The organism is Furfurilactobacillus sp. W61-4 (assembly GCF_057545565.1).
Map to the genome: position 1 here is coordinate 17,949 of NZ_BAAJNZ010000007.1, position 21,370 is coordinate 39,318.

At 42.1% G+C, this 21,370-nt stretch carries 16 protein-coding genes and 1 pseudogene; 6 read left to right on the forward strand and 11 right to left on the reverse strand.

The window, feature by feature from the left end:
* Positions 1–30: 30 nt before the first annotated feature.
* The 3 genes from AC27FN_RS08970 to AC27FN_RS08980 form a co-directional block, all read right to left on the reverse strand.
* Complete coding sequence (locus tag AC27FN_RS08970) at positions 31–837, reverse strand: hypothetical protein (RefSeq protein ID WP_487167646.1); 807 nt, start codon at positions 835–837, stop codon at positions 31–33.
* A gap of 262 nt (positions 838–1,099) precedes the next feature.
* Positions 1,100–7,855 carry an immunoglobulin-like domain-containing protein gene (locus AC27FN_RS08975; protein WP_487167647.1) on the reverse strand — a complete coding sequence of 2,252 codons (6,756 nt, stop codon included), beginning with the start codon at positions 7,853–7,855 and terminating at the stop codon, positions 1,100–1,102.
* Between the two features lie 908 nt (positions 7,856–8,763).
* Entirely contained in the window at positions 8,764–8,985 is a 222-nt protein-coding gene (locus AC27FN_RS08980; protein ID WP_487167648.1) for a hypothetical protein, read from the reverse strand.
* A gap of 408 nt (positions 8,986–9,393) precedes the next feature.
* Between AC27FN_RS08980 and AC27FN_RS08985 the strand changes: the two genes are divergently transcribed.
* Complete coding sequence (locus AC27FN_RS08985) at positions 9,394–10,830, forward strand: glycosyltransferase (protein ID WP_487167649.1); 1,437 nt, start codon at positions 9,394–9,396, stop codon at positions 10,828–10,830.
* Positions 10,831–10,946: 116 nt separating this feature from the next.
* On the opposite strand, the gene AC27FN_RS08990 is transcribed toward AC27FN_RS08985, so the two are convergent.
* The 5 genes from AC27FN_RS08990 to AC27FN_RS09010 all read right to left on the reverse strand — a co-directional run bounded on the left by AC27FN_RS08990 (position 10,947) and on the right by AC27FN_RS09010 (position 13,665).
* On the reverse strand, positions 10,947–11,837 hold the full coding sequence (locus tag AC27FN_RS08990; protein WP_487167650.1) for an SDR family oxidoreductase: 891 nt from the start codon (positions 11,835–11,837) through the stop codon (positions 10,947–10,949).
* Positions 11,838–11,870: 33 nt separating this feature from the next.
* Complete coding sequence (locus AC27FN_RS08995) at positions 11,871–12,059, reverse strand: DUF2188 domain-containing protein (protein ID WP_265256477.1); 189 nt, start codon at positions 12,057–12,059, stop codon at positions 11,871–11,873.
* A 14-nt stretch (positions 12,060–12,073) separates the two neighbouring features.
* Complete coding sequence (locus AC27FN_RS09000; protein ID WP_487167651.1) at positions 12,074–12,409, reverse strand: hypothetical protein; 336 nt, start codon at positions 12,407–12,409, stop codon at positions 12,074–12,076.
* Between the two features lie 28 nt (positions 12,410–12,437).
* Positions 12,438–13,283, reverse strand: coding sequence for a glycosyltransferase family 8 protein (locus tag AC27FN_RS09005; RefSeq protein ID WP_487167652.1), 846 nt, complete (start codon positions 13,281–13,283; stop codon positions 12,438–12,440).
* Positions 13,284–13,443: 160 nt separating this feature from the next.
* Complete coding sequence (locus tag AC27FN_RS09010; protein WP_487167653.1) at positions 13,444–13,665, reverse strand: hypothetical protein; 222 nt, start codon at positions 13,663–13,665, stop codon at positions 13,444–13,446.
* A gap of 235 nt (positions 13,666–13,900) precedes the next feature.
* Here AC27FN_RS09010 and amaP point away from each other — a divergent pair, with 235 nt between their 5' ends.
* The 4 genes from amaP to AC27FN_RS09030 are packed head-to-tail and all read left to right on the forward strand — an operon-like array spanning position 13,901 to position 15,562.
* Positions 13,901–14,461 carry an alkaline shock response membrane anchor protein AmaP gene (amaP, locus tag AC27FN_RS09015; RefSeq protein ID WP_487167654.1) on the forward strand — a complete coding sequence of 187 codons (561 nt, stop codon included), beginning with the start codon at positions 13,901–13,903 and terminating at the stop codon, positions 14,459–14,461.
* A 16-nt stretch (positions 14,462–14,477) separates the two neighbouring features.
* Entirely contained in the window at positions 14,478–14,663 is a 186-nt protein-coding gene (locus AC27FN_RS09020; protein ID WP_487167655.1) for a DUF2273 domain-containing protein, read from the forward strand.
* A gap of 26 nt (positions 14,664–14,689) precedes the next feature.
* Positions 14,690–15,124 carry an Asp23/Gls24 family envelope stress response protein gene (locus tag AC27FN_RS09025; protein ID WP_487167656.1) on the forward strand — a complete coding sequence of 145 codons (435 nt, stop codon included), beginning with the start codon at positions 14,690–14,692 and terminating at the stop codon, positions 15,122–15,124.
* Positions 15,125–15,169: 45 nt separating this feature from the next.
* Complete coding sequence (locus AC27FN_RS09030; RefSeq protein WP_487167657.1) at positions 15,170–15,562, forward strand: Asp23/Gls24 family envelope stress response protein; 393 nt, start codon at positions 15,170–15,172, stop codon at positions 15,560–15,562.
* Between the two features lie 181 nt (positions 15,563–15,743).
* Here the strand turns inward: AC27FN_RS09030 and AC27FN_RS09035 are convergent.
* From AC27FN_RS09035 to AC27FN_RS09045, 3 genes and pseudogenes are all read right to left on the reverse strand, one after another.
* Positions 15,744–15,926: pseudogene (locus tag AC27FN_RS09035) on the reverse strand (hypothetical protein); the annotation flags it as partial.
* Positions 15,927–16,683: 757 nt separating this feature from the next.
* Complete coding sequence (locus AC27FN_RS09040; protein WP_487167658.1) at positions 16,684–17,436, reverse strand: CPBP family glutamic-type intramembrane protease; 753 nt, start codon at positions 17,434–17,436, stop codon at positions 16,684–16,686.
* Positions 17,437–17,612: 176 nt separating this feature from the next.
* On the reverse strand, positions 17,613–20,000 hold the full coding sequence (locus tag AC27FN_RS09045) for a phosphoketolase family protein (protein ID WP_487167659.1): 2,388 nt from the start codon (positions 19,998–20,000) through the stop codon (positions 17,613–17,615).
* A 939-nt stretch (positions 20,001–20,939) separates the two neighbouring features.
* On the opposite strand from AC27FN_RS09045, the gene AC27FN_RS09050 reads away from it, so the two are divergent.
* The gene (locus AC27FN_RS09050; RefSeq protein WP_487167660.1) at positions 20,940–21,356 is read left to right on the forward strand and encodes a pyridoxamine 5'-phosphate oxidase family protein; all 417 of its coding nucleotides are present in this window, start codon (positions 20,940–20,942) and stop codon (positions 21,354–21,356) included.
* Positions 21,357–21,370 lie beyond the last annotated feature (14 nt).

The following is a 21,370-nucleotide window of genomic DNA, read 5'->3' on the forward strand; positions in this document are numbered from 1 at the left end:
AACACTCCCTACCATTCACAGCGTTTTTGTTCATTTCAATAATTTTGACAAAGACGCTTGATCTAGCTCATTCCAAGTAAGTACGGCGTTATCTCGTGCCAATGACCTTAATGCTTGATCATCCCATTGCCAAACATTGGCAGTAGGTAGACTACCATTCAAAAAATTTAATGACTTTGGTAACAGCACGGTGTCATGTTCCTTAACTCCGTACTGACGGCAAAAGTAGCTAATCAACTGCTCTCGACTGGTAAATGATGTTATTTGTTCATCGTAATGTTGAATCATCGTGTTAGTTACGTCATCGTGAACCTGTTGGTAAAAAAAGATAGTCTTTTCGTGTCCGGATAAATCGAACATCACTTCTTGCGCAACCCCGCCGTTCACACCATTGATCACACTCATACTCTTAAATCCACGAACATCATAATAGTCACCAGAGATTTCATTACCAAACGGATCAAAGTAGTGAACGCTGTCGACCAATTCGGCATCATTTTTGCTATTTTGAAATAACGTCACCGCCAATAATTTACGCCCGTTTTGAAAAAAATAGATCACGTTATCCTGTCGTACAGTCGGCTCATCGGCCATGATTCGTAAATCGGCCAGGGCCACCGGGGTATCCGGTTTAATCATCGTTTGATTTAAGACATCGAACATATTTTGATCCACATGACTGAACCATTGCTTTTGTTGCTGAAGGTCGCGATGAAAGAAACGATTATAATTCAAAACAACTACTTGAGACTGACCAGCTAATGCTTCAGCTCGAGAAAGTGCTGTCATCAAGCGATCATCCATTTCGTCATACCAATTTATAAAAACGTAATTCATTTAGGCCTCCAAAATATCTGGCATTTCCTCCGCCATGTTATCAATCATTATCAAAAAATACATCGATACGTAACTGTTCTACTACTTTAACTATACCACTCAAGTAGTACCAATTCGCCTGCTTTATCATGTTTATAGGCCCTGGATGACGACGTTTATTACCTAAAAACACTAATTTCATTTCGATCAATCAAAATTGAATTATGTAAGTAAGAAGGACCCGCAAATTGCGAGTCCTTCTTTACGTCAGTCATTAAATTTTCTAGTCATGACGACGCTTAGTTCCCAACAATCCTAATGCAGCAATTAATCCAGTTAAACCAACCATCAATAGTGCCTCATTTGAGGTGGCATTGGTTGCTGGCAAATTAGCTTGACCGTTAGCTGATTGCTTCGTGCCGTTACTCTGCGAACCAGAGCCCGCTCGAGTCACATTAGCAACCATCTGACTGACACCAAATTTCGGTGCCTTAGGCTGATTTTCCAAACCAGTTGTACCCTGTTCATTAGTTAAACCAGTTCCAGCAGTGTTGTTACCAGAGTTAGAGACTCCAGTATTATTGGCGCCACTGTTACTATTGCCCGAGTTTGAGTTGCCGGTGTTGTTTGAACCACTGTTGCTGTTACCGGAGTTCGAGTTACCAGTGTTGTTTGAACCACTGTTGCTGTTACCGGAGTTCGAGTTACCGGTGTTGTTTGAACCACTGTTACTGTTGCCCGAGTTTGAGTTGCCAGTATTGTTTGAGCCACTGTTACTGTTGCCGGAATTCGAGTTGCCAGTGTTGTTCGAGCCACTGTTACTATTACCCGAGTTCGAGTTGCCAGTGTCAGAATCAGCCAAGACAGTTACCGTAAATGTCTTAATGACCGGATCAGAGAATCCAACTGCAATGGTATAAGTCCCCGGCTTATTGATATCAACCGTACCAGTCCATTCGATTACATTATCGGGGATGAGCGTGTCGAATTGATCCACATGGACAAACGCAATCTGATCCAGAGGAACTTCATTTCCGTTCGCATCAATAACCTTCAAAATGTTTTGGGCCGGTGTCCAGTCGTTGCCAACAGGTTGTGAACTATCTTTAACCACCATGTCGGCTTGGGTCTGAGTCAACGTTACTGTCGATGTGCCAGTAACATAGTTTCCTTTACCATCTTTAACATTGCCCCAGGCAAATGTGATTGTTGCGGTTCCGACATCAGTTAGTGAGCCGGTGACCGTGTATTCAATTACGTTACTTGAAATAGTGTCAACTGAATCAAGCTGGTCAACTTTCCGGAACTCAACTGTACTGAGATCAACCGCTTGCCCATGATCATCGACTAATGAAGTCAAACTATCACCAGGCTTCCATTGATAAATTCCACTAACACCAGTGGCCGGCTTTGTTGTCATAACCGGATTAGCCAAATTATCACCAATCAAATTATCACCAACATTTCCGTTACCAACATTATTATTCCCAGTATTGTTTGAACCGGAATTGTTGTTACCGGTGTTATTGTCACCAATATTGTTATCACCGGTATTGTTTGAGCCGCTGTTTGAGTTACCGGTATTGTTATCGCCAGTGTTGTTCGAGCCACTGTTTGAGTTACCGGTGTTGTTGTCACCAGTGTTGTTTGAACCACTGTTCGAGTTACCAGTATTGCTATCACCAGTATTGTTTGAACCGGAGTTCGAGTTACCTGTGTTGCTGTCACCCGTGTTGTTTGAACCGGAATTCGAGTTACCAGTATTGCTGTCACCGGTATTGTTTGAGCCAGAGTTCGAATTACCAGTATTGCTGTCACCAGTGTTGTTTGAACCAGAGTTACTGTTACCAGTGTTGGAATCACCAGTGTTGTTTGAACCACTGTTCGAGTTACCTGTGTTGCTATCACCGGTGTTGTTTGAACCACTGTTCGAGTTACCAGTATTGCTGTCACCGGTATTGTTCGAGCCGGAGTTCGAGTTACCTGTGTTGCTGTCACCAGTGTTGTTTGAACCAGAGTTCGAATTACCAGTATTACTGTCACCAGTGTTGTTCGAGCCACTGTTACTGTTCCCAGTGTTGGAATCACCGGTGTTGTTCGAACCACTGTTCGAATTACCACTGTTTGAGTTACCGGTATTGCTGTCACCAGTGTTGTTTGAACCACTGTTCGAGTTACCAGTGTTGGAATCACCGGTGTTGTTTGAACCGGAGTTCGAATTACCAGTATTGCTGTCACCAGTGTTGTTTGAACCAGAGTTACTGTTACCAGTGTTGGAATCACCAGTGTTGTTTGAACCACTGTTCGAGTTACCAGTGTTGTTTGAACCACTGTTCGAATTACCAGTATTACTGTCACCAGTGTTGTTCGAGCCACTGTTACTGTTCCCAGTGTTGGAATCACCGGTGTTGTTCGAACCACTGTTCGAATTACCACTGTTTGAGTTACCGGTATTGCTGTCACCAGTGTTGTTTGAACCACTGTTCGAATTACCTGTGTTGCTGTCACCAGTGTTGTTCGAACCAGAGTTCGAATTACCTGTGTTGCTGTCACCAGTGTTGTTTGAACCGGAGTTCGAGTTACCAGTATTGCTGTCACCAGTGTTATTCGAGCCGCTGTTACTGTTACCAGTATTGTTTGAACCAGAGTTCGAATTACCAGTATTGGAATCACCGGTGTTGTTTGAACCGGAGTTCGAGTTCCCAGTATTGCTGTCACCGGTATTGTTCGAACCAGAGTTCGAATTACCTGTGTTGCTGTCACCAGTGTTGTTTGAACCGGAGTTCGAGTTCCCAGTATTGCTGTCACCAGTATTGTTTGAACCAGAGTTCGAGTTACCTGTGTTGCTGTCACCGGTGTTATTTGAACCGGAGTTCGAGTTACCGCTGTTGCTGTCACCAGTGTTATTATCACCAGTATTGTTATTGCCTGTATTTGTATCTTGGACAACAACTATGACCTGAGCTGAAATGACCTGTTTCGTGTATGGATCAGTATAAGTGTAAGTTAACGTATTACTACCAACAGCACTTGTATCAACAACACCATCGACTGCAAGGTTTTTATCGCCCCATAGAATTATTTCTCCCTTAGAGTTAGTGACCGAAATCAAACCAATACCATTCGGGACTGAACTACCCAGTGAAACGTACGTCGGTGTATTCACATTGATAACAGGAGAAACCTCGTCGATAACGTAATTTAAAATCGTCCCATAACCTTTACCGATGTTCTCGCTCGTTATGTTAATTGACTTGTTTAAATTGGCAATCGCCTGTCTAATCTGTTCTGCAATTGACAAAGAGGTGTCAGTGACGTAACTAGATAACAATCGGTTTGTCGACCCATTCTCATCAATGATACTAACTGAACTCTTATCCAAGTCCACAACATAACCATCTGGAATCAAACTTGGGTCTGGCGTTGTAAAGTTCCCAGTTTGTCCATCATAGAGTTGGTTCTGATTAGTTTGGATAATTGTGCCATCTTTGGTGTAAATCGTCGTGGCGTTATACCACTGGCTAGTATCCGTTGGCTTACTTTGAACAATAACCTTGGTAGTTGAGCTTGCAACCAAGCCAGTAGTCGGATCTGTGTAGGTAAACGTAACTGTATAATTTCCCACAGTGTTGGCATCAACAGTACTCGTTATTTTTAAGTTAGGATCAGTAACTGAAATCGTTTCTCCAAGTGAATTTTGACCCCCAGTAAACATACTAGAAGGTGTGAAACTGTCACCTTGATTGATCGTGATTGTGTCTGCTGAAGAAATAGTCGGCTGCTTTTTGTCGTAAACGTATGTCAACTTGAAGTCTCCGGCAGCGGAAGCCGAACTGTTATTCAGTAAAACGATTAGGTCAGCAGCAGATTGGATACCTAGCTGCTGCATTAAGTCTGTAAGAGAATGAGTTCCGTCGGGCAAAACGATCGATGAAGTACCCATATTTAATTGATACCCGGGAAATGTCCCTGGCACTGCAAAATCGTATTTATTACCGACTGTGACTGTGTTCGTCACCGCCGTTCCAAGTGACGTACCATCTCCATCTACAAAGACAGTTTCAATAGTTGCTGTATCTGTTACTGCCACCTTTGTGTAGTTAAATGTAATCGATGCAGTTTCTGCCAAAGCATCCACCGTCTTGGATACCTCATCCGGCGTGTAATCCGTCACTGCTGGCGCAACTTCTGTAAACGATCGGCCAACAACACCATACTGTGTGATCTGCCGATGAACAAATTGTGGGTCGTCTGATGTCAAATCAATCGTAACAGTTGAGACTTTGTTTTTAGCTAGTCCATCTGTAAAAGCCATGCTCAGGCCATCGACATCATTAGCATCGTACTGAGTATTACCGGCATAGGTGATACCATCTTGGGTCACATGAACATAAGGGTTGATGATCCCATGATTTCTAAAGTTACTTGTTGCTGCTTGCTTATCAAATTCAGCTAAGCCAACAGCAAATGCGGTATTTAATTGGTCAACCTTGAAATTGTAAGTAGGCACATAAGCCATTTTCACAATACTATTCAACGTGTTTATGGTGTCAGTTTTATTAATGTTGTTTGTTGGATCTGACAACGCAGCTCCAGCCAGGGTAATGCCATTTAAGTCAATACCTGGAGCTGACTGAGTTACCTGTGCTGTTTGACCATCATCATCTGAATGTGACTGCTTGATGGCGTTCTTTTGCGCCGTTGCAATGTAATTAGCCGCTTGATCATGTAAATAATTCCAAACAGTCGTGTAATCAGTCAACTCAAAAGTTGTCGCATTGTTGGTGAATTCTGAAGGGTTTGTCCAATATGGTGCGGTTCCGATGGACAATGGATTTTGTTCAAAATCAGAAACAGCTTTCATAATAGCACCATATTCAGCCTGATATAAAGACCAAATATGTGCCTTGGCCGCTGAGCCAGAGGGCGAGTAAATATTATTAGCAGCATCGGTTTTTGAAGTCGTTTGGTTCAACGTATCTAATTGTGCTTGTGTAATTACACCCTTACCAACCAATGTCGCAAAGAGTTGATCTTCAGTTTCCATTGATGATGCGGTGTCATTAATCACTGCCATCGCGTCAGTAATAGCCTGATCAACGGTCTGATTATCGACTTGATTTTCAAATTGAGCCCCAACAGCAGCCAACAAGGTTTTGATGTTATCCTCACCAGTATAAGCTTGTGACTGTGAATCATTACCCACAAAGTTAGTGCCTGCAATTGAATCATTCCAAACTGTTCGGTTATACGTATTTTGTAAACTTTGATATTGACCCAGCATCGGATCAGATGTCCCATTCAATTTGGAAGCTAGCTGATTATCGAGTCCAACTTTAGCAAGCCGCACAATTTCATTTTTAACCCCAGTAGCGATCGCCATATAAATTTGTGTTGCCGCCGAAGATTTAGCAGCTGTGGTCATACCAACGATTCCGACCATCGCTTTTAAAGAACCATTCAGATTCATCGCGTTAAATAACGTATCGGGTAAATCGATCCCACCTTGGTCAAGTCCTAAAGAAGCCAAGTTATGAAACGCTTGATACATAATCACATTAGCGATTGGACTAATCACCGTTCCAATAACAAATTTAATTGTCTGGCTAATTTGCGTGTTCATATTGGCAATTTTTTTATAAAATCCATCATCATCAGATTGACCATCTGATGGTGCTGCTAAAGCTGACGTTGAAAAGACTGGTTGAGTCGCCAAGCCTGATCCAAAGAATGAACTTACACTACTTGAAATTGTTCCAAGTAACTGCCCGACATCCAAATTAGAATTGTAGGAGGATGAATCATATCCCGATTGGCCTAAAAACTGATCAACGAGGGCAGGATTATCGAAATTAGTTGCAATTTGAGCCAAAAAGTCTTTCCAGGAATTATATAAGTACATCAATCCTGCAGCGTAGCCGGCTTGGTACGCAGCTGAATCATAAGAGCCCATATTAGCCGCAGCAAGGCCCCATGTAAAAGTATATTGCCCCAGACCATTTTTATAAACCGTTGAACCACTTGGAACCTTGTCTGCATTCACAACAAGGGCCCCATTATTCAATGCAGAACCACCGTTTTTCTCAATAGCATCCCAAATTTGGGCGATGGCGCCTAAATTTGCATTTGCACCAATTATGGACAGAGCAAGATTCACAGCATTAAATGAACCAGATGATAGACCTGTTAACGTCGCAATATAGTTTGCCGCATCTTGCAGTCCAAATCGATATGAACCACTACTTGGATCATTAACATTGGTTGCCGCCGCAGCCGCAGTAACATTAGGTACCACATCAGTCGCTGCCTTTAATTGCAGTGCTAGGTCTTTTACCTGGTTAACTATTGTCGAGTCGTCAGTCGTAACTGAAATTGTGTTCGTCTCAGCATTGTAAACTGCCCCTAAAGCAGTTAACTGGTTGATCACTGCACTGCTATCAAGTGTTGCGGTGCTGGCTTCACTAGTAGCCTGGCTGGCCGTACTGGTAGCACTAGTAGCCACGCTATTTGTAGATGACTCCGCTGTAAATGCTGTAGTACTAGTAACTGATGATGCGGCTGACTGAGCGATCTGACTGTCTGCTACCTTTGTATTGTCCGTTGAAACGACATCACTGGTTGCGACAATCGCATCATTTTCCTTCATCGCCGCAACAGATGTTGAAGAACTTGCGCTAATGGAAGCTGTCGAACTAGTCGCTGATCCTGCTTCGCTCGCTACGGATTTCACGGTTGTACTTGTCGGCATTTCAGACGCGGCTTCAGATACAGCTGCACTCACTGCTGTACTGTTAACAGTTGATAACGCAGCAGAACCACCCTGACTGGTGGCCTGGCTGGCTTGAAGTGTTGTCGCATTCGTACTTTCAGTTGTTGACGCCTGAACAGAGATATTCTGGAACAACCCTCCCAGTCCAAAGGTCAATAGCGTAATGCCCGAATAAAACCACAATTTACCCGCTTTGTACATCTTAAAGTGGGTATTTTTGTCGGTTAAATCACGAACCAATCGCTTTTGTTTTCGATTAAATTCTTCCATGAAGAAATCTCCTCCTTGGTAATTCATCTAGGCCTTTACTATTAAAGCGAAAAACATTTTTACGCTTTTACCATACACCACCTATTATAAAATTTATACCCCCTAATTGTAAGCATTAAAGGGGTGCACAATCTTTTTTAGAAAATACAAGTCTCCAATATTAATAACGAGGTTAATAGAATTGGCATAGTTGTGGTGTTATCAAGTGATAAAACATCGTGATCACATTTTGAAAATATACAATGTTTTCCAATAATTCACAAACATTTTTAATTGGGAATGTTTATATTCGTTAGACCAATTATCAGTACTTCTATAAATTTTGGCATTTATATCAATAACCGATGTGCTAATCGAGAGATACCTATCTGTTCCCACGACTTAATAAGTTTAAAGCTATTTGAAAAAACATTGATACAAACCACAAGTGCTCTTTAGCTAACTCCCGGGTGCTAATACTCCAATCATTAATATGATCAGATAAGCGTGACTAATCATCAAATTCGCTAAATTTCTGAATATTTTGAACACCAAAAAGGCAGCGCCGGTTTGGCGCTGCCTTTTTGGTTATGGCGGTTTAAATCGTTATTTTAGCGATATCATTTAGGCACCCGCATCCCACCAGATTTAACCAGCTCATAACTACTAGTAACTGGGCTAAACAAGTAATCTTGTTACACCACCAATTAAAAAATTCAATAGAAAGACCATCTACTAAGTACTTCAAATTTGCTATCAACACCTAAATTGAAAGTTGAACCACGTCACCTCTAACCTAGATGCTTGTTATTGATCGATTAAAACAATTTCGAAAATCTCACCTCATGTTTTTCAAGCATCAAAAAAGCTTGTTCACAGCCCCCGCTTACAAATATTAAGGAAAAACTCAAACCTGTTGTGCTTAACCTTTAAATCAAATGAAAACTCAAAGCTTGTTCGTGTAACTGAAAGATTTGACCTAAGTGATTAAAACGTAACTGTAGTTGCTTGAGCCCAACCAAATTAGTGTCCAATATCTCCAACCGATAGCCGGCTGCCTTAGGACTATGCTCTAGGTTAAACATGATATATTTACCTTTAGGAAAGTTAACGCAGTGTCGGCCAAGCTCGTTATGAAAAATTGTAATCATAGTTAAATCCTCCAATTTAATGATTTCTATTAGTTTTATTAATAAACTCGATACTAACATGTCTACAAAGCAAGATAAAATTATGTGCTTTTTGTAACAAAGTTTTTTGGAAATAACCAATTGCGGTGTCAACAACGGATAAACTTGCCACCAAATCATTGACATGCGCATATAACTAAACATTTCACTACTGAATTTATGCCATAATGAAACCGAAGAACGGTTTAGACTAAGTAGCGATCATCAATCGAGTAATCTTTGGCTAGTAGCTAACTCAGTCACTCTAAACACGGGAACAAGGTGAATTAAATGATTTTCTTTCTGACTGATTTGTTTCGATGGAACGTGTCGGGCGTTGAACACGCGCAAATCAAACGACGGCAGTTATTCAACCATCATGGAAGAAGAGTGAAATTTTTAACCCTTTGGTCCAATCCACAAAACGAGCAGAATGCGCTTCGTCTAGGGTTGAAACCTGATAACTATATAAATTGCTTCGATTGGTATCAAGGAATTGTTGAAGTACCTACTGTTAGTTTAGTAGCAAAAGATCTTGTAGAGCTATCGCTACCATGGCAACGCGTGAATACTTTGTACTGGCAAGCAGTGAATGAAAACAACGTTCGAATGCAGCTAATCACAGCGGACCCTGCAAACACAGTAGCAGAATTGGCAGAGGCACGATTGTTGACCATTGACTGGTATGGTTCCAATGGAAAGTTTGCACGCACTAATCGCTATGATAGTCGTGGTTTCTTAAATTGTTCCTGCTTTTATGACCAAAATGGGGACGTAAACCAAGAGGTATACTACGATAACCACGGTCGTTGCCGGATTCTACACCATTTGAGCCATGTTGATAAGGGACAATCGACGTTTCATTCTTATGAGATATTCGATGAATTTGGCAACATACAGCAGATGTTTTCTAACCGACATGAAATGGTTGGACACTTTTACGACGCGATGAACCAAAGTACTGGCGAAGATAATATATTTATCTCGGATTTTGAAAATGAAACTTTAGCACCCGTGCAGTGCATGAAGCAAAAACCGGCCAAACTTTTTTGCTATGAGCACAACATCATGACCTATAATTATGAGAAGCCGGTTTTGGGGAATTTGCCGCCGTTTTTGTTATTGGTTCAAGAAATGGCTGACCAAATAAATGGTTTAATATGTGGTTCTCATCAAGAAGCAACTGATTTAAGACAACGAATGCCCGTTCAATTGAATGTATCGGCTATCCCTCCAATCGTATTGGAAGATAATGACAAAACGATTATGCCATTTGTTCAGCGGCGGCCCTTTCATTGCATTGCGATCGCAAGAATTAGTAGTCAAAAAGGTTTACCGCGTCTGATTAACTCGTTTGCGAAAGTTAAACAAAATGTGCCGCAAGCAACATTATCGATTCATGGGTTGGTGAACGAACCAGAATTGCTCATAAAATTACAACAGCAGCTTAGGATCTTACATCTAGAAAAGGTTGTCAATTTTGTCAATTACTCACCAGACATTGATGACGTTTACGACCACGCAATGGTCGCCTTATCGGCTAGCCGAGATGAAGGCTATAACATGTCACTAGTTGAAGCTTGTCAACATGGTACCCCAATCGTTGCGATGGATGCGCCATACGGACCTGGTGAAATCGCCCGCGATGAGGAAAATGGTTATCTAGTCAACAACGGAGATATTGACGCGATGGCCGAGCGAATCACACACATATTATTGGCTTCAGAAACAGAATGGCAACGACTTAGTCAGGGTGCTCTTAAAAGTTGCAGACGTTACAATGAAGCCAATAGCTGGCAAAAATGGAAAAAGGTTTTGGAAAATTGATGTACACAAAAAAATAAGGTTTACTTCGTTCTATTGAGAACGGGTAAGCCTTATTTTTTGTCATACAGCACCAACATAGAATTACTCACTAAAGTTTAAAACCCATCAAGTTCGTATCAAAGGTTAATCGCCTCGCCACCAGTAACTCCATAAATCTGACCAGTGACGTAACTTGCTTTATTGGAGGCTAAAAAAACATATACTGGCGCCAATTCCGCCGGTTGACCAGCTCGTCCCATTAACGAACTCTGTCCAAATTCTGGGATGGCAGATTCCGGTTGCCCATGGTCGAGTTGCAATGGCGTCCAAATCGGTCCTGGTGCTACACCGTTAACGCGCACGCCATGTTCTGCCATGACCTGTGATAAATTAATCGTGTAATTGGCGATTGCAGCTTTAGTAGCTGCGTAATCGATTAGCTGTGGACTAGGATTAAAAGCCTGAACCGAAGTTGTGGTTACAATGGCTGATCCTGGTGGCAAATGACCTTGCGCCTCTTTAACGATCGCCATCATCGCGATGATATTGATCGTAAACGTATCTCGTACCTGTACCATTGATAGCTCTGAATAATCTTCGGTCGCAATTTGTTGGGCAGCATTTAAAACCAATGTATCTAAGCCACCAAAAGCATCAACGACTTGCTTAACAAGTTGTTTTGGCGCCGCCTCATCGCGCAAATCATAGGGTAGCAGTAAGGCTTTTCGACCGGCTTGTTCAATATAGTGTTGAACTTCTTGCGCATCGCTTTGTTCACCGGGGAGAAATTGAATGGCGACGTCAGCACCTTCTCGCGCAAAAGCAATTGCGGCTGCTCGACCAATGCCTGAGTCACCACCAGTAATTAACACCCGACGGTCTTTTAATTCGTCATGTCCCTGGTAACTTTCTTCGCCGCAATCAGGCTGCGGCTGCATTTGATTTTGTAAAGCTGGGGTCGCTTGGTCTTGTTTAGCAAATTTATCTGTATAAAACATGTGCCGTGGATCAATTAAATTTGGTTCCATTGTAATATCCTCCTGAATCCAGTGGGGGCAATGTTACGACTTTTGTTTACCTTCAACATGATCTTCATACCACTCTTTAGCCTGCTTAATCGCAATAGGAATTGCTCGATCATCAGGGTATTTGTCTCGTTTCAAAGCATTCGCGATTTCAATTGCTTTATGACGCGTCTTAACATTCATGTTTTTAAAGGAACTGGGATAGTCTTTATATGTCCAAGGCATGATTGGCCCCTCCCTTATTTAAGGTACAAACGCAAAACCTGCTTAGAATTATCCTGCCCAATGCCAGGCACCAACTCCACTTCTTTAATCGGTTCAGCCGATTCAGCACTAGTCCCAATGGCATAGCCTTGTTTAACCGCTAGTTCAAAGAGATCTTGGAAAAAGAAAAATTGGTCGTTTGGCGTTTGTTCACCTTTACCGAAAGGTGACTTTAGTAATTCATAAGCGTTGGCCTGCTCATCAAACCGTAATTCAAAATCACCATCGGCACCTAAGTTCACGGTCTCGCCACGTTGCAACCACAAAACTGGTGCCTGTTCCCGATCGAATAATATCACGTTAGTTGTCATATCATATTCCTCCTTAAATAGGTCTTTATTAACCACGTTGTAATTGTGAAAAGTGATGCAGCAAGGCTGCATAATTTTGATAAACGCACCGCCACGGATGTGGACGAACGCCCTGTATAATCCACGGCTTACTCCGTCCAGAATAATGAATAACAGCTGGCTGTTGACGCGCTTCTTCAGCCAACTTTTCTCGATACGGATCAGCATGAACTTGCTCGCGACGGACTAACCGCGACTGTGCATTGTAGCAGGGGTGCAGATAATACCAATTATCAGCAAGAACCGCATTTAGGACGTCTTGATCGTGATATAAAAGTAGATCTCCATGTTGTTGAATGAATAGTTGCGCTTTAGCAGTAATATTTTGTTCTCGCCAGGCATCCATATCGATTAATAGTAAACCTGAGTTAAAGTAAGTCTGATCTCGACACTGGATTCCCATCTCGCTTAACCGTTTTACGTAACCAGCATCTTCAACCGCTCCAATAACTTTTCCCTGCAGATTCGTCTGCCATAACTCCAGCAACGAGTCGTCGCAGACCATATCACAGTCGATGTATAGCAGTCGTGAAAGTTCAGGTAGCATCTGTGGTAAATCAAGCCGATAATAAGCCGCCATCGGAATCCGCGAATCTGTATTCGCTGTTTCGTAAGGCTCACTATCGGGACTGAGAAATTCAATTTCTCTGCATTGACTAAAGCGTTCACTTAACACCTCAAATGAAGCTTGTTCACTTTCGCTAAGTTGTTCACCGATGATATGAAAATAAATATCCATACTAGGATTGTTCTGCAAAATTGATAACAGGCAAACTTGAAGCGGCTTCAAAAAGTTGCTATTAACCGTAGCAGCGATATGCATTTGTTGCACCATGCGGCATTCCTCCTTTAAAAACCGTTAAATTCTCTGTCTCACTTCAAAATTACAGAACGCCCCCCAGTGGTTCAAATTATCTGCTTTTACAGGAGCCCACTCAGTTCGCTACTTTAAGGTCTAACCAGATCATCATAATTGAACCCGAGTGTTAAATTGTCTAGATCAACTGAAAGCTTAATTGGCTATCCCGCAATTGAAGGATTTGTCCTAAATGACTGAAACGAACCTGAAGTCGCTTCACACCTTCAAGGTTAGTATCAAGAATTTCAATCCGATAAGCCGATGTCGGCGAAGGGTGCACAAGGTTAAAAGTGATGTACTTCCCCTTTGGAAAATGAATTCGGTGATGCCCTAGTTCGTTATGGAAAATTGTAATCATAATAGATTCCTCCTGTAGGCTTATCTTTGTTAACTGTGGAACCGATGCTAGCATGTTTGAATAAAAGTACAAAATAATGTGCTTTTGTTAACAAAGTTTTTTGGCTGCCATCCGTTTAATGGCCCTGTAACAAGGGATTTATAAAATGAGGGCGTTTAATCGATAAGCATATTTTTTGAGAAAAGCTAATAAAGAAAATAAGATTTAGTTAATCAACTAGAAAGGAGGGATGTCCATGAAAAGAATAACAAAATGGCTCGTAAGTTTAGCTGGTGTCGTCGTCATCCTATTAGGTTGTCTAACAATATTGGCGCGCATAAAAACGCCTTGGACTCCATCATGGATCAGTCATTGGATTTCCTTAAACCCTGAGGTTGTCAAAGTTATCATGATTGGATTAGGCGCCATTGCGATAATTACCGGTATTGTCATCCTACTGGTAGGTATTTTTAAACCACAAACAATTGCTACTGTTGCATTCAAAGGCCCGCGTGGGACAGTTTCTTTACCGATAAGTGCGTTAGAACACGACCTAAAATATCGAATTGAATCCTCAACTGATATGGGCCACGTAAAAGTCAATTTACGAGCGCACAACAAAAAGCAAAAAATTGACGTCAGCGTAGAAGGTATTGCTACTACCTTAGAATCAGCACAGTTCAAAAATTTAGGCAACAACGTTTTAACGGTTGTTAAACAATATTTACATGACCAGCTCGATTTCAAATTGCGCCATCGCCATATTAAGATTGAACCCGCTGTTAGTTCACATCAACGTGATGTTCGCGTCGTTTGATGAAAGGAGTGATTGAATGAAACCACCAATGTTTGGCACCCTAGTCGGACTTATATTGGGACTCGTCTGGGTTCTGGCTGGTTTTTGGAGCATGATTTTAGTCGCCGTTATCGGCGGCATCGGAGCGCTTATTGGTAAGTACGCTAAGTTCGATCGCAAACAAATCTCCACGCAAATTAATCGGTTTTTATCAGATCAATAAAACACTACCCGTAGGAGGTAATAAAAATGGATAACAATGCAAAACCAACCCAGGCCCCAATGAAGAAGACGTTAAGTTACGATGATGGGGTTATCGAAAAAATTGCTGGTTTAGCGGCTCGCAATGTGGACGGCGTTTTATCACTTGATGGCGGCATGCTTAGTGGTATTACCGATCGTTTTCGTAACCAAGCTGATCCAACCCAAGGTATCGATGCAGAAGTTGGTAAAAAGCAAGTCGCCCTGGACATGAATGCAACTGTTGAATACGGTAAAGACATTCATCAATTATTTGACCAAGTCACCCAACGTGTTGTACGTGACATTAAAAACCTCACCGGTCTTGACGTAGTTGAATTGAATTTACACATTAATGACGTGATGAGTAAACGTGACTGGCAAGAGCAATCAAAAGGCAAACCGAATTCATCTCACTCAACCGAAACAAGAGAAGTCGAATAAATTAAACTAGTATAAATTCAGATAAAAAATGGAGGAAAACTAATTATGTCAGAAGCAACTACTAAAAAGGAATTAATTTTCGATGATGACGTTTTAGAAAAAATCGCTGGAAAAACTGCTCAAGAAGTTGATGGTGTCATTGAATTAAAAGGTGGCATCTTTGACAATATCTCCTCACAAATCGGTGGCAATAAACCCGATCAGGGAGTTTCGGCCGACATTGATACAGATAATAAGTCTGTTGAACTAGAATTAGATGGCACCTTAGAATACGGTAAAGACGCCAACGATATCTTCGATAAAATTACTCGGAAAGTTACTTCCGCTGTGCGAACGATGACGGGTTACACAGTCACCTCGATTAAGTTCCACGTTAAAGACCTGTTAACATCTGAAGAATTACGTGAACAGCAAAAAGATAACAAGAAAAACAAGTAATCCATTATGAACGAACAGGATGAGCCTGATTATATCTGTTGTAAGCCTACTTAAATCGTGGGTTAACAACAGATTTTTTTCGAATAAAAAAAGGCCCATCTATCTGACAGGACGTCATCCAATTATGCGTATTCTATTTACATTCGTAATAGGACAGACATTTAACTTCTGAAGTTTCTAACTAATGTGCAAGCAAAGTCCCAAATAACAAAAGGGCCGTATCCCATGCATAATGCATTACAAACGAGGCCCACATGCTCTTTGAATAGATGTAAGATCCCGTTACAAAAAGTCTTGAAACTCCAATCATAAATAACATTTGTGAAATATCCCAATCATAAGCAGCAAAATGCACCATTCCAAAAAAAACATTGAAACAAACAGTGAGGCTGTGATGCCCTTATTATGCTTTATATGAAATTGGTGGATTAAGATCGCCGCAAAAGCTAGAAAAAATCCAATTGCAACAAATTCTTCATTCATCAAATTGAATAAATCGCCTAACGCTGATTGAAAAAACAGCGGCCAACGATCAGGAGCACTCGTTTGTGTAGCACTAGTATCGGTATTTCCTTTGGCTTGAAATGCGACGAATACAATTTGGATCAGGCCACTATAAATGATTTGAGCAAAAAATAGGAATAGTGTATGCTGACATTCTTTAAATATTACGTGACGAAATAGATTCCATGGCCGCTGACCGCTAAGTACCCAATAACCACCAATAAATAAGAGCATCGGGGAAAAATAAAAACAAAAAATCGTTCTAAGTTATTGCCACCACCAAACTTATCTGTTGCATAGGCTAAAATGGAAAATAGAACGATCGGATAAATAAATAGTCCTCAAAGTCGACCAACAGCAATGTGATCATCAATAATTGGAAACAGTCGCTTATCACCTTTCCGCTCAAAAAAATTATTTTTCTCCATAATTATCCCTCCAAATGTAATGAATGAATTATAGTTAGAACGCTTAATCAAAACCAATATCTATCTCTATAATTTTATAAAGTAAATAAAAAAGCAAGGTGAAGAAGGGAAAATCCTCTTTCTCATCTCGCTTCTTGTTAGAATTTCGCTCATGAACGAAATTGTTAGACTTATATTTACTCCCGTCAATTAATGAGCGGCCACCGTTGCAAATAAAAAAATTGCCGTGTCCAACGTAAAATGCATTGCGAAAGATGTCCAGATACTCTTTGAATAAATGTAAGATCCAGTAACGAAAAGCCTTGAAACACCGATTATAATCAGCATTTGTGGAATATCCCAATCGTAAGTAACAAAGTGAATCATTCCGAAAACAATCATTGAGACACCTAATGCGCTCCAAATGGCCACATTACGTTTTAGATGAAATTGTTGTAATAAAATTGCTGCAAAAGCTAAAAAAACGCCAATTGCGACAATCTCTTCATTCATTAAACTGAATAGATCACTAAACGACGATTGAAAAAATAAAGGCCAACGGTCGGATCCACCTATCTGTGCAGCGTTGGCATTCGCCTTTGTCTTAGCGTGAAAAGCAGCGAAAACAACTTGGATAAGCCCACTATAAATTACCTGCAGCAAAAATAATAGTAATGTGTGGCGCCACTCCTTGCCAGAAACACGCCGGAATAACATCCAAGGTACTTGTCCACTGATCAACCAATAACCACCAAGAAATAAAACCATTGGTACGATAGCAAAACCAAAAAGCCATTCCGTCTGGCTATTTACATATATTTTACCCGAGGCATAAGCTAAAATAACAAATAAGACAATTGGGTAAATAAATAATCCCCAAAGTCGTCCGACACCAATGTGATCATCAATAATCGGAAAAGGACGTTTATCACCTTTCCGTTCAAGTAAGTTACCTTGTGCCATAAAACCCCCTCCAATATGATACTCAAAGCATAGGAGACATACTTAGCAAAAACTACTACTTGTTCTCATAAATCATAAGCTCCCGAAATAATTGTTGAAAGAATAAGACAAATTACACAAAAAAGGTGCCACTATTCAGTAATTGAACAGCGGCACCTTTCAAATTCATATTAAGCTTACTTAGTGATGTCTTCCCATTGCCATGCGTTGACTTCTGGTAAATCAGTACCTTCATCACGGATATATTGGTTGTGCTTGGCAACCATGTCGTCCATGTGTTGAGTAAATTCGCCAGCAGATTCAGCGTATTGCGTTGCGTTGATGGCATCCTTAGCCAAGTGGAAGCGGTCTAATTCGTTCAAGACACGCATGTCAAATGGTGTGGTGATGTCACCATTTTCACGGTAACCGTGGAAGTGGATGTTCTTGTTGTGACGGTCGTAAACCAAACCACGCAAGGTGTTTTCGAAGCCATGGAAGGCAAAGATAACTGGCTTGTCAGTGGTGAAGTAACGGTCGAATTCTTCGTCCGTCAAACCACGGTCGTCTTGGTCGTCACCCTTCTTACGAAGTTTGAGCAAGTCAACCACGTTGATGTAACGAATCTTCAAGTCTGGGAAGCTGTCGTGTAACAGCGTGATGGATGCCAAAGCTTCCATCGTTGGTTCAGTCCCGGCAGAAGCGATCACAACGTCTGGTTCAGCGTTGTTGTCGTTTGAAGCCCAAGGAATGATGCCCAAACCATTGTTAACCAATTCAGTTGCTTCATCAATGGAGAACCATTGGGTACGTGGGTGCTTGGAAGCAACGATCAAGTTGATTTCTTCGCGACCTTGCAATGCCTTGTTCATAACAGCTAACAAAGAGTTAGCGTCGGCTGGCAAGTATTCGTTAACTAGTTCATGACCCTTTTCAGCCAAGTGACCAATCATACCTGGGTCTTGGTGAGTGTAACCATTGTGGTCTTGTTGGAACACAGTGGAAGTGTTGATGATGTTCAATGATGGGTAGTCATGACGCCAGTTTTGTTCTTGCGCCTTACGTAGCCACTTGTAGTGTTGTGTCAACATGGAGTCCACGACACGACCGAATGATTCATAAGTTGCAAAGTAACCGTGACGACCAGTCAGAACGTAACCTTCTAACCAACCTTCAGCTTGGTGTTCAGATAATTGTGAATCCAAGACACGGCCAGAGTGCGCAACGAATTCATCGTTTGGTTCATGAATGTCTTCCATCCATTGACGGTTCGTAACACCGAAGACATCCCAGAGACGGTTAGACATAGTTTCGTCAGGTCCCATGATCCGGAACGTGTTCTCGTTTTCTTTCATCGTGTCAGCAGTGAACTTGGAAAGAACTTCCATGTCCATGCGTTGCTTCTTGTTGTCCTTCAAGTCTGCATCAGCAACAGCAAACTTGCGAACATCGTTCAAGTTCAATGGTTCTGGGTGAATCCCACCGTTAGTGATTGGGTTCATCGCCATCCGTTGGTCACCCTTAGGTGCAACAGCTGACAAGAAGTCCTTTGGTGAACCATCTTCGTTGAATAATTCTTCTGGCTTGTATGACTTCATCCAGTCCGTCAACATGTCAACGTGTTCCATGTGGTTTGAGTCCACCGGAATTGGCACTTGGTGCGCACGGAATGAGTTTTCAATTGGGTTGCCATCTAAGTCCTTCTTAGGACCTGTCCAACCTTTAGGTGCGCGAAGCACGATCATTGGCCATACAGGTAATGAGTCGTCGTTGTTATCACGGGCGTTCTTTTGGATCGCCTTGATCTGTTCAACAGCGTGGTCGATCGCCTTAGCCATGTCTTGGTGAGCTTGCTTGTGATCGTCACCATCAGTTTCAACAAAGATTGGGGACCAGCCCATACCTTCGAAGTACTTAGTAACATCAGCATCACTCATCCGTGAAAGGACAGTTGGGTTAGAGATCTTGAACCCGTTAACTTGCACGATTGGCAATACAGCACCGTCGTGAATTGGGTTGATGAACTTGCTGGACATCCATGATGCTGCTAATGGGCCAGTTTCAGCTTCCCCGTCACCAATTTCAACAGCAGCGATAACGTCTGGGTTATCTAAGATCGCACCAACACCGTGTGAAAGTGAGTAACCAAGTTCCCCACCTTCGTGGATTGAACCTGGTGTTTCAGGAGCAGCATGTGAAGCAACCCCACCTGGGAATGAGAATTGCTTGAATAAACGTTGCATCCCCGTTTCGTCCTGGGTGATACGTGGGTAACGTTCAGTGTAAGAACCATCAAGGTAGGCGTTTGAAACCATCACTTGACCACCGTGACCTGAACCTTCGATATAGAACATGTTCAAGTCATACTTCAAGATCGCACGGTTCAAATGTGCGTAAATGAAGTTCTGAGGTACGATTGTCCCCCAGTGACCAATTGGCTTAACTTTAACGTCTTCAGCGGTTAAGTCGCCCTTCAATAATGGGTTGTCCTTTAAGAACAATTGACCAACAGAAAGGTAGTTAGCTGCGCGCCAGTAGGCGTCAACTGTGTCCAAGTATTCTTGTGAGTCGTAATCAACTGCCATGAATAGGTACACTCCTTCAAATAGATTAATAATACGAAATTTGCTGTGAAATCAGCCGATATTTTTCCGGTTAATTTACAGTCTCTATGATAGACACTTTTGAATAAAAGTCAACCTTTTAGAAAATTGGTACGACCCAATTATCAAAAGGCACCTTCACCGCATACGTCATAGTGAAAATCAACTGGAATTCACGTGTTCAGTTGACCCGCTAATCTGCCCCTATCCTAACAAATTGCAGCTTAAAAGGAACATAAAAAGGTTCAAAATTGGAGAGCGTGAGCCGGGCCGGGTAAGTCCGAGCAACAACTGGGAATCGCGGACAGGTGGGGTTCACCTGGTAGTGGTTGCTGGTTGTGCACAGGACTTAGGTCTGACGAGCGCGTTTTCGAAAGAGCGTGAGCCATCGCGGGTGAAGGCGAGCACCAACAGACAATCGTAATTGGGCGGTCTTGGCCCGGTTACGGTTGTTAGTTGGGCGCAACCTTCAGCGATGACAAGCGCGTTTTCTAGTCGCAGTACATTGGTAGACCACGCGTAACCGTATAACATATTTAATTTTTACAGAGATGGTCACTGTCCATCAATCTGAACTTCGCGGGCATCTGGGTGGAACGCCGTGGGCCAGCTCTGAACCCGGAAATACGCCGGTTTCACAGTCAGGCCTTATCGTAAGCGCGCTGCGCTAATGATAACGACACTAGCTGAGCCAATGCCGGCTACGTCCAGATTGATCTACTTTATGGTTAACTCGCTTATATTTCGCAGTTTGCGCGAGCTTTCAGACTTCCGACCAAACCTCGATTTTTACCTTGCCAAAGCTTAACTTGCTTAATGGTGCCAACTTGGAAATGAAAAGGCGAAATATTAGTCGCCAATTCCAAGGTGATTTATACTCAGCCTAGATCGAATTAATGCTGATAAATTGGAGGGTTTCACATGGCAAAATTAAATGATGAGATGAAAGACCTCGTTGACCGGGCCTTTGCTTTTATTGCAACGGTCGATGAAAATGGTAATCCACAGGTTGGCCCTAAAGGTACGATGCGGATTCTTGACGACGAACATTTGATTTACAACGAAGAAACCGGTCGACAAGCTTGGCACAATTTACAAACTAACGGGAAGATTGCCGTTGCGTTCCATCCATTTCCTGGCTTAAAGGGCTTTCGGGTTGAAGGCCACGTCAAGATTTACGAAAGTGGACAGATTTTTGACGACGCAACCGCTTATGCAACCGAAAACAAATTACCAAAAGCCATTGCGGCGGTGGTCATCAGTATCGATCGCACGCTGACACTAAATGCTGGCCCAGAAGCCGGTACCTTGATTGAAGACGCGCCATTGGATGATTAAAAGCCAGTCCGCCG

Coding starts and splice junctions, on each gene's coding strand:
- AC27FN_RS09000 (WP_487167651.1), bottom strand. CDS start 12,409: ATGACAACTAACGTGATATTATTCGATCGGGAACAGGCACCAGTTTTG.
- AC27FN_RS08990 (WP_487167650.1), bottom strand. CDS start 11,837: ATGGAACCAAATTTAATTGATCCACGGCACATGTTTTATACAGATAAA.
- AC27FN_RS08970 (WP_487167646.1), bottom strand. CDS start 837: ATGAATTACGTTTTTATAAATTGGTATGACGAAATGGATGATCGCTTG.
- amaP (WP_487167654.1), top strand. CDS start 13,901: ATGAAAAGAATAACAAAATGGCTCGTAAGTTTAGCTGGTGTCGTCGTC.
- AC27FN_RS09025 (WP_487167656.1), top strand. CDS start 14,690: ATGGATAACAATGCAAAACCAACCCAGGCCCCAATGAAGAAGACGTTA.
- AC27FN_RS09010 (WP_487167653.1), bottom strand. CDS start 13,665: ATGATTACAATTTTCCATAACGAACTAGGGCATCACCGAATTCATTTT.
- AC27FN_RS09030 (WP_487167657.1), top strand. CDS start 15,170: ATGTCAGAAGCAACTACTAAAAAGGAATTAATTTTCGATGATGACGTT.
- AC27FN_RS08995 (WP_265256477.1), bottom strand. CDS start 12,059: ATGCCTTGGACATATAAAGACTATCCCAGTTCCTTTAAAAACATGAAT.
- AC27FN_RS09040 (WP_487167658.1), bottom strand. CDS start 17,436: ATGGCACAAGGTAACTTACTTGAACGGAAAGGTGATAAACGTCCTTTT.
- AC27FN_RS09045 (WP_487167659.1), bottom strand. CDS start 20,000: ATGGCAGTTGATTACGACTCACAAGAATACTTGGACACAGTTGACGCC.
- AC27FN_RS09005 (WP_487167652.1), bottom strand. CDS start 13,283: ATGGTGCAACAAATGCATATCGCTGCTACGGTTAATAGCAACTTTTTG.
- AC27FN_RS08980 (WP_487167648.1), bottom strand. CDS start 8,985: ATGATTACAATTTTTCATAACGAGCTTGGCCGACACTGCGTTAACTTT.
- AC27FN_RS09020 (WP_487167655.1), top strand. CDS start 14,478: ATGAAACCACCAATGTTTGGCACCCTAGTCGGACTTATATTGGGACTC.
- AC27FN_RS09050 (WP_487167660.1), top strand. CDS start 20,940: ATGGCAAAATTAAATGATGAGATGAAAGACCTCGTTGACCGGGCCTTT.
- AC27FN_RS08975 (WP_487167647.1), bottom strand. CDS start 7,855: ATGGAAGAATTTAATCGAAAACAAAAGCGATTGGTTCGTGATTTAACC.